Origin of the sequence: Pseudomonas morbosilactucae (genome assembly GCF_023241665.1) — a bacterium.
GTDB classification, from domain to species: Bacteria; Pseudomonadota; Gammaproteobacteria; order Pseudomonadales; family Pseudomonadaceae; genus Aquipseudomonas; species Aquipseudomonas morbosilactucae.
This window is the reverse complement of the sequence record NZ_JALQCX010000039.1, coordinates 117318-125193: the sequence shown is the minus strand read 5'-3', so window position 1 is coordinate 125193 and position 7876 is coordinate 117318. Positions and strand designations below refer to the sequence as shown.

Below are 7876 nucleotides of genomic sequence, written 5' to 3'. Positions count from 1 at the left end.
AAAACGAACCCCGTTATGAAGACGGCCAGGCGATTCTGATTCCGGAAGTGAAACCGGCAGTCGATGCGTTCCTGGAGGCGGGTTTTCTCAACGCCGCCCGACGCTTCGAAGACGGCGGCATGCAACTGCCCACCCTGCTGTCACAGGCCTGCTTCGCCCACTTTCAATCGGCCAACGCGGCGTCCACTTCCTATCCGTTCCTGACCATGGGCGCGGCCAACCTGATTGAAAGCTTCGGCACCGACGAGCAGAAGCAGCGCTTCCTGCAGCCGATGATTGATGGCCGTTTCTTCGGCACCATGGCCCTGACCGAGCCCCACGCCGGCTCCTCGCTCTCGGACATCCGCACCCGCGCCGAACCCGCGGCGGACGGCAGTTACCGCCTCAAGGGCAACAAGATCTTTATCTCCGGTGGCGATCACCCGCTGTCGGAAAACATCGTGCACATGGTCCTGGCCAAACTGCCGGACGCACCGGCCGGGGTGAAGGGCATCTCGCTGTTTATCGTGCCCAAGTTCCTGGTCAACGATGACGGCAGCCTGGGCCCACGCAATGACGTGATATTGGCCGGGCTGTTCCACAAGATGGGCTGGCGCGGCACCACCTCCACCGCTTTGAACTTCGGCGACAACGGGCAGTGCGTCGGCTATCTGGTGGGTAAACCCCATCAGGGCCTGAGCTACATGTTCCAGATGATGAACGAGGCGCGGATCGGCGTCGGCATGGGCGCGGTGATGCTGGGTTACGCCGGCTATTTGTACTCCCTGGAGTACGCCCGCGAACGCCCGCAAGGGCGGCTGCCCGACAGCAAGGACCCAAACACCGCCCCGGTGTCGATCATCCAGCACGCCGACGTCAAGCGCATGCTGTTGACCCAGAAGGCCTACGTCGAAGGCGCCTTTGACCTGGGCCTGTATGCCGCACGGCTGTTCGACGACACCACCACCCTGTCCAGTGACACCGAACGCCAGCAGGCCCACGAGCTGCTGGACCTGCTGACGCCGATCGTCAAATCCTGGCCTTCGGAGTTCTGCCTCAAGGCCAACGAACTGGCGATCCAGATCCTCGGCGGTCACGGCTACACCCGGGAATACCCGGTGGAGCAGTACTACCGCGACAACCGCCTGAACCCGATCCACGAAGGCACCCACGGCATTCAGTCCCTGGACCTGCTGGGGCGCAAGCTGGCGCAAAACAATGGGGCGGGCTTGAAGCGATTGCTCCGGCTGATCGCCGACAGCAGCGAACGGGCACAGGCTTATGAGTCGCTGACTGCGCTGCGCCAACCCCTGGAGACCCTGGTGAGCCACTTGCAAAGCGTGACCCTGGGCCTGCTGACCGACCTCGGGCAAGGCAAGGTCAACAGCAGCCTGGCCAACTCGGCGCTGTATCTGAAGGTATTCGGGCACACAGTGGTCGGCTGGCGCTGGCTGGAACAGGCGATTCGCGCCGAAGAGGGGCTGGCCAGGGGCAATGCGGCCGATGCTGCGTTTTACCGAGGCAAGCTGCAGGCGGCGCGCTACTTCCTGACCTGGGAAATCCCGGGCTGCCACCATGAACTGACGATTTTGCAGGCGCGGGACGATACCTGCCTGGCCATGCAAGATGAGTGGTTCTGACCGAGCAACATAGCGACCCCGGCGCAAGAGAAGGTGGCTTCGCCGGCGACAACCTCCCCCGTCACAGCACACCCGCGCAGAGCGCCATTCCCTGGCAACCTGCGCTAGTGCCCTGCGCCAACCCCGGTCATGCCGGGTTGATGGTCTTGGCGATCACTTCAACCGTGGCGCTGACTTGCTCTTGGTAACGGTTGAGTTCTTGCTTATGGCGCTTTTGCATATCGATTTGCTGCGAGCACAAATTCATCGCCGCCAGCACCAACAATCGGTCACCGATCAGCGTCGGGTATTTCTTCTTGGTGTCGGCCAATGCGGCTTTCAACATAAGTGCAGCGTCCAGCAGGGTCTGCTCTTCCCCGGCCGGGGCCTTGATCGAATAGTCCTCCCCGAGAATCGAGACGACCTTTACCCCTTCGGTGCTGTGCCTCATGCGCTGACAGGACCGGCGCTGACGCGCTCAACCAGGGCCTGGATGCGGGCAGCCGTGGCGCCTTGTTTCTCTTCCTGCTCCATCAGGTTCAGTTGCAGGCTTTCGTTTTCATCCTTGGCCTGCGCCAGTTCGGCTTTCAGGGTTTCATTCGTGCCGAGCAGCGCCTGGTTCTGTTGCACCAGGTCGCTGACCAGTTGTTCCAATTGGCTTAGGGATGCTTCCAACATTTTGATTTTCCGAGCATTTTCAAAGGGCGCGTACGATAAAGAAAAGTCACCGTCGATACCAGGCTTATCAGGGCGCAAGGCCTTGATTTACCTGGTGGGCAACCTTGTCTGCGAGTTTTAAAGACTGCCGATGCCCCATCTGGTTCCTGACACCTCGTCGCCCCGTCAGATTTTTCTGAATACACGCCCGTCCGAGCCAAAATGATTTGGCCAATCCACAGACCGGGCAGGCCGAACCCAACCACCCAGCAATGCGCCATCCCTGCACTGCATGGGCTGGCTAGAAAAGGATGAGTAAAGAGTTAAAAAGCTTTTTGACATCATCGTATTTCAACAGGTTAGAATCGCTGGCACGCAGACTGCATGGTCAGTTTGTGCCCGCCTTAACCCCCCCTGGAGTACTGCCTTTGAATGCGACGACCATCAACAGCCTGTTCTTGATCGGCGCGTTGCTGGTAGGTGCAAGCATTCTGGTGAGTTCACTGTCCTCTCGCCTGGGCATCCCCATCCTGGTGATTATCCTGGCCGTGGGCATGGCTGCCGGGGTCGATGGCGGCGGCATTATTTTCAACAACTACCCAACGGCCTACCTGGTCGGCAACCTGGCGCTGGCGGTGATCCTGCTCGACGGCGGACTGCGCACCCGGGTGGCCAGTTTCCGCGTGGCCCTGTGGCCGGCGTTGTCCCTGGCAACGGTGGGGGTGCTGATCACCACCGGCCTGACGGGCATGGCTGCCGCCTGGCTGTTCGACCTCAACCCGATCCAGGGCTTGCTGATCGGCGCCATTGTCGGTTCCACGGACGCGGCGGCGGTGTTTTCCCTGCTGGGGGGCAAGGGCCTGAACGAACGGGTCACCGCCACCCTGGAAATCGAGTCCGGCAGTAACGACCCCATGGCGGTGTTTCTCACCGTGACCCTGATCGACATGCTCGCCAGCGGCCAGACCGGCCTGCACTGGAGCCTGCTGGGGCACCTGGTGCGTGAGTTCGGCATTGGCGGCGTGGTCGGCCTGGGTGGCGGCTGGTTGATGCTGCAGTTGGTCAATCGCATCAACCTGGCCAACGGCCTGTACCCGATCCTGGTGATCGCCGGCGGCCTGTTGGTGTTCGCCCTGACCAACGCCCTGCACGGCAGCGGCTTCCTCGCCGTGTACCTGTGCGGCCTGGTGATCGGCAACCGCCCGGTGCGCAGCCGCCACGGCATCCTGCACATGCTCGACGGCATGGCCTGGCTGGCTCAGATCGGTATGTTCCTGGTGCTGGGGCTGCTGGTCACGCCCCACGACCTGCTGCCCATCGCCTTGCCGGCCCTGGGCCTGGCGCTGTGGATGATCCTGTTCGCCCGGCCGCTGTCGGTGATGGTCGGCTTGCTGCCGTTCAAGGCCTTCCACGGCCGGGAAAAAGTCTTTATCTCCTGGGTCGGCCTGCGCGGCGCGGTGCCGATCATTCTTGCGGTGTTCCCGTTGATGGCCGGGCTGCCGGAGGCCCAGCTGTACTTCAACCTGGCGTTCTTTATCGTGTTGATCTCGCTCTTGGTCCAAGGCACCAGCCTGCCGTGGGTCGCCAAGTGGCTGAAGGTCACAGTGCCACCCGAGCCGGCGCCGATTTCCCGGGCCGCCCTGGAAGTTCATGTCACCAGCGAGTGGGAGCTGTTCGTCTACCGCCTCGGTGCGGAGAAGTGGTGCATCGGTGCTGCCCTGCGCGAGCTGAAAATGCCCGAGGGCACGCGGATCGCTGCCCTGTTCCGTGGCCAGCAACTGCTCCATCCGTCGGGTAGTACGGTGCTTGAGGCCGATGACCTGCTGTGCGTGATCGGCCACGAACACAACCTTCCGGCCTTGGGCAAACTCTTCAGCCAGGCACCGCAACGGGGCCTGGACCTGCGCTTCTTCGGCGACTTCGTGCTCGAAGGCGACGCCCAGCTGGGCGCGGTTTCGGCCCTCTACGGATTGCAACTGGAAGGCGTCGATGCGGACATGCCGTTGAGCCGCTTCATCACCCAGAAAGTCGGTGGCGCGCCGGTGGTGGGTGACCAGGTGGAGTGGAACAACACCATCTGGACGGTCGCGGTGATGGACGGGAACAAGATCAGCAAAGTGGGCGTCAGATTCCCCGAAGGAAGTCGCCCGGGCCCCGGTCTCTTCCTCTAAACTCGGTGGCGTGCCGGCAGATGTCCGGCACACTTCCCCCCTTTTCAACTTGCTTGACCGGTCTCTATGCCAACCCTGCGCACTTTTTTCGCCGTTGCCCTGCTGGGCCTGAGTCTTTCCGTCGGCACCGCACTGGCCGCCGATCCCCCCAGCGCCGAGTCGGTCCAGCAAAGCCTGGACAAGATCGCCGATCGCAAACTGCCGGAGGCCGATCAGAAAGCCCTGCAGACGGTGCTGCAAACCACCCTGACCCACCTGAGCAACAAACAGGATTACGAGCAGCGGCTGAACGACCTCAAGCAACAGCTGAACAACGCGCCGCGCCAGACGACGGAGAACCAGCGTGAGCTGGTGCGCCTCAAGGCCACTAAAGTGCTGCCCGTGGCCCAACGCTACGCCGCATTGCCGGTGTCGCAGCTGGAACAGCTACTGACCGAGCGCAGCACCTTGCAGGGCGACCTGCAAAAAGCCCTGGCCGATGCCAACAGCCTGACCATCACCGCCCAGACCCGCCCCGAGCGCGCCCAGGCGGAAATCAGCAACAGCCAGTCGCGCATCCTGCAAATCAACGCCACCCTCAAATCCGGTCGCGACAACGGCAAGCTGCTCAGCAACGACCAGCGCAACCAGCTCAATGCCGAGCTGGCGGCCTTGAACGCACTGATTCCTCTGCGCCGCCAGGAACTGGCCGGCAACAGCCAGTTGCAGGACCTGGGCAACAGCCAGCACGACCTGCTGATGGAGAAGACCGCGCGCCTGGAGCAAGAGATCCAGGACCTGCAGACCCTGATCAACCAGAAGCGCCTGGCCCAGTCCCAGGAAACCGTGACCCAGCAGTCCATCGAGGCACAAAAAGCCGGCAGCAGCAGCCTGCTGGCCACCGAGAGCGCGGCCAACCTCAAGCTCTCCGACTACCTGCTCAAGAGCACCGACCGCCTCAACGAACTGACCCAGCAGAACCTGCAGACCAAGCAGCAACTGGACAGCGTGACCCAGAGCGACGCCGCCCTGGACGAGCAGATCAGCGTGCTCAAGGGCAGCCTGCTGCTGTCGAAGATCCTCTATAAGCAGAAACAGTCCCTGCCGCGCCTGCGCCTGGACCGCGACCTGGCCGACCAGATCGCCGACATCCGCCTGTACCAGTTCGAAGTCAATCAACAGCGCGAGCTGATCAGCAGCCCCAGCACCTACGTCGACAACCTGCTGGCCAGCCAGCCTTCCGAGCAAGTCACCCCGCAGTTGCGCAAGACCCTGCTGGACCTGGCGCTGACCCGCGCCGACTTGCTGGAACGGCTGAACCGCGAGTTGAGCGCACTGCTCAATGAATCCATCACCCTGCAACTGAACCAGAAGCAACTGCTGAGCACCTCGCAAAACCTGCGGGCGACCCTCGATGAGCAGATGTTCTGGATCCCCAGCAACAAGCCTCTGGATGTGGAATGGCTGGAAGGCGTGCCGCTGCGCCTGGAGCGCCAAGTCACCACCCTGCCCTGGGCGTCGAGCCTGAGCGAGCTGGCCGACGGCTTGGCGCAACGGCCGCTGCTGTTTCTACCGCTGTTGCTGCTGATCGGCGCCCTGCTGTGGAAACGCCGCTACCTGTACGGCAAGTTGAACAAGGTTCACCAGGACATCGGCCACTTCAAGCGCGACAGCCAGTGGCACACACCCCTGGCGATCCTGGTCAATATCCTCCTCGCCATGCCGGTCAGCCTGGCCCTGGCGCTGTGCGGCTACGCCTTGCAGATCGACGCCCGGGGGCAGAACGCCAACCTCGGGGCGGCGCTGCTGCAGATATCCCAGGCCTGGCTGGTGTTCTACACCGCGTACCGGATCCTCGCCCCGGGCGGCGTGGCCGAATTGCACTTCCGCTGGGAAAAGCCCCAGGTCGAATTCCTCCAGGGCTGGATCCGGCGCCTGGGCCTGGTGGTGCTGGCACTGGTGGCCGTGGTGGCCGTTGCCGAGCATCAACCGGCGGCCCTGGCCGAAGACGTGCTGGGCATCGCCGTGGTGCTGACCTGCTACGCCCTGATGGCCTGGCTCCTCAGCCGCCTGTTGCTCAGCAGCCCGACGCACCAGAACGCCTCGCTGTTTCGCAAATCGGTGGGGGTGCTGTTCACCGCGCTGCCCATCGCGTTGTTCATCGCGGTCTGCTTCGGCTACTACTACACCGCGCTGAAGCTCAGCGATCGCCTGATCAACACCCTTTACCTGCTGATGTTCTGGCTGGTGATCGAAGCCACCTTCGTCCGCGGCCTGGGCGTGGCGGCACGACGCCTGGCCTACCAGCGCGCCCTGAGCAAGCGGCAAGCGGCCAAAGAGGCCGGGGAAAGCGGCGAAGCGGTGATCGAAGAACCGACCCTGGACATCGAGAAGGTCAACGAACAATCCCTGCGCCTGATTCGCCTGGCCCTGCTGGGCGGCTTCATGGCGGCGCTGTACTGGGTGTGGTCGGACCTGATCACGGTGTTCTCCTACCTGGACAACATCACCCTCTACGAATACACCAGCGGCACCGGCGCCAACATGAGCATGGTGCCTATCAGCATCGGCGACATGCTCGGCGCGCTGATCATCATCGGCATTACCTTCGCCCTGGCGCGCAACCTGCCGGGGCTGCTGGAAGTGCTGGTGCTGTCCAAGCTGAACCTGGCCCAGGGCAGCGCCTACGCCACCACCACCCTGCTGTCCTATGCCATTGCCGGGATCGGCTTCGTCTCCACCCTGTCCACCCTCGGGGTCAGCTGGGACAAGCTGCAATGGCTGGTGGCGGCGCTGTCGGTGGGCCTGGGTTTCGGCATGCAGGAGATCTTCGCCAACTTCATCTCCGGGATCATGATTCTGTTCGAGCGACCGGTGCGCATCGGCGACACCATCACCATCGGCAACCTGTCGGGCACGGTGAGCAAGATCCGCATCCGCGCCACCACCATCACCGACTTCGACCGCAAGGACATCATCGTCCCGAACAAGACCTTCATCACCGGGCAACTGATCAACTGGTCGCTGACCGACACCATTACTCGGGTGACCCTCAAGCTCGGCGTCGACTACGGCTCGGACCTGGACCTGGTCAAGGAATTGCTGCTCAAGGCTGCCCAGGACAACCCGCGGGTGCTCAAGGACCCGGCGCCCCACGTGTACTTCCTGAACTTCGGTGAAAGCACCCTGGACCACGAGCTGCGCATGCATGTGCGCGACCTCGGGGACCGCAACCCGGTGATCGATGAGGTCAACCGCTTCATCAACCGCGAATTCAAGAACCAGCACATCAACATCTCGTTCCGGCAGATGGAGGTCTACCTGAAGAACCTCCACGGCCAGGAGTACAAGATGGTGCCGATCGACCCGGAAACCAAAACCATCGTCCCGGTGCCCGAAGGCAAGCCGCTGCAGGAACCGCCACCGAGCAAACTCGACTAAGGCGCCGATCCCCAGCAGAATGCTCGGACA

5 protein-coding genes are annotated in these 7876 nt (G+C 62.7%); 3 read left to right on the top strand and 2 right to left on the bottom strand.

From position 1 onward, the window contains the following. Nucleotides 1-1619 (top strand): acyl-CoA dehydrogenase family protein (locus tag M1B35_RS21250; RefSeq protein WP_268262971.1); only part of this gene is annotated, 1619 nt, incomplete at its 5' end. Between the two features lie 127 nt (nucleotides 1620-1746). On the opposite strand, the gene M1B35_RS21245 is transcribed toward M1B35_RS21250, so the two are convergent. Next, a complete protein-coding gene (locus M1B35_RS21245; RefSeq protein ID WP_123329430.1) occupies nucleotides 1747-2049 on the bottom strand; it encodes a cell division protein ZapA in 303 nt (100 codons plus the stop codon). Further along, nucleotides 2046-2276 (bottom strand): hypothetical protein, encoded by a 231-nt coding sequence (locus tag M1B35_RS21240; RefSeq protein ID WP_123329429.1) that lies wholly within the window; start codon nucleotides 2274-2276, stop codon nucleotides 2046-2048. Before M1B35_RS21240 ends, M1B35_RS21245 begins: the two co-directional genes overlap by 4 nt. Nucleotides 2277-2683: 407 nt before the next feature. Between M1B35_RS21240 and M1B35_RS21235 the strand changes: the two genes are divergently transcribed. Continuing rightward, the gene (locus M1B35_RS21235; RefSeq protein ID WP_123329427.1) at nucleotides 2684-4426 is read left to right on the top strand and encodes a potassium/proton antiporter; all 1743 of its coding nucleotides are present in this window, start codon (nucleotides 2684-2686) and stop codon (nucleotides 4424-4426) included. A 66-nt stretch (nucleotides 4427-4492) separates the two neighbouring features. Then, a complete protein-coding gene (gene mscK, locus M1B35_RS21230) occupies nucleotides 4493-7846 on the top strand; it encodes a mechanosensitive channel MscK (RefSeq protein WP_268262970.1) in 3354 nt (1117 codons plus the stop codon). The last annotated feature ends 30 nt before the right edge of the window (nucleotides 7847-7876 follow it).

Excerpts from the sequence above, each read along its gene's own strand:
- M1B35_RS21245 (WP_123329430.1), bottom strand. The coding sequence starts at position 2,049 with ATGAGGCACAGCACCGAAGGGGTAAAGGTCGTCTCGATTCTCGGGGAG.
- mscK (WP_268262970.1), top strand. The coding sequence starts at position 4,493 with ATGCCAACCCTGCGCACTTTTTTCGCCGTTGCCCTGCTGGGCCTGAGT.
- M1B35_RS21240 (WP_123329429.1), bottom strand. The coding sequence starts at position 2,276 with ATGTTGGAAGCATCCCTAAGCCAATTGGAACAACTGGTCAGCGACCTG.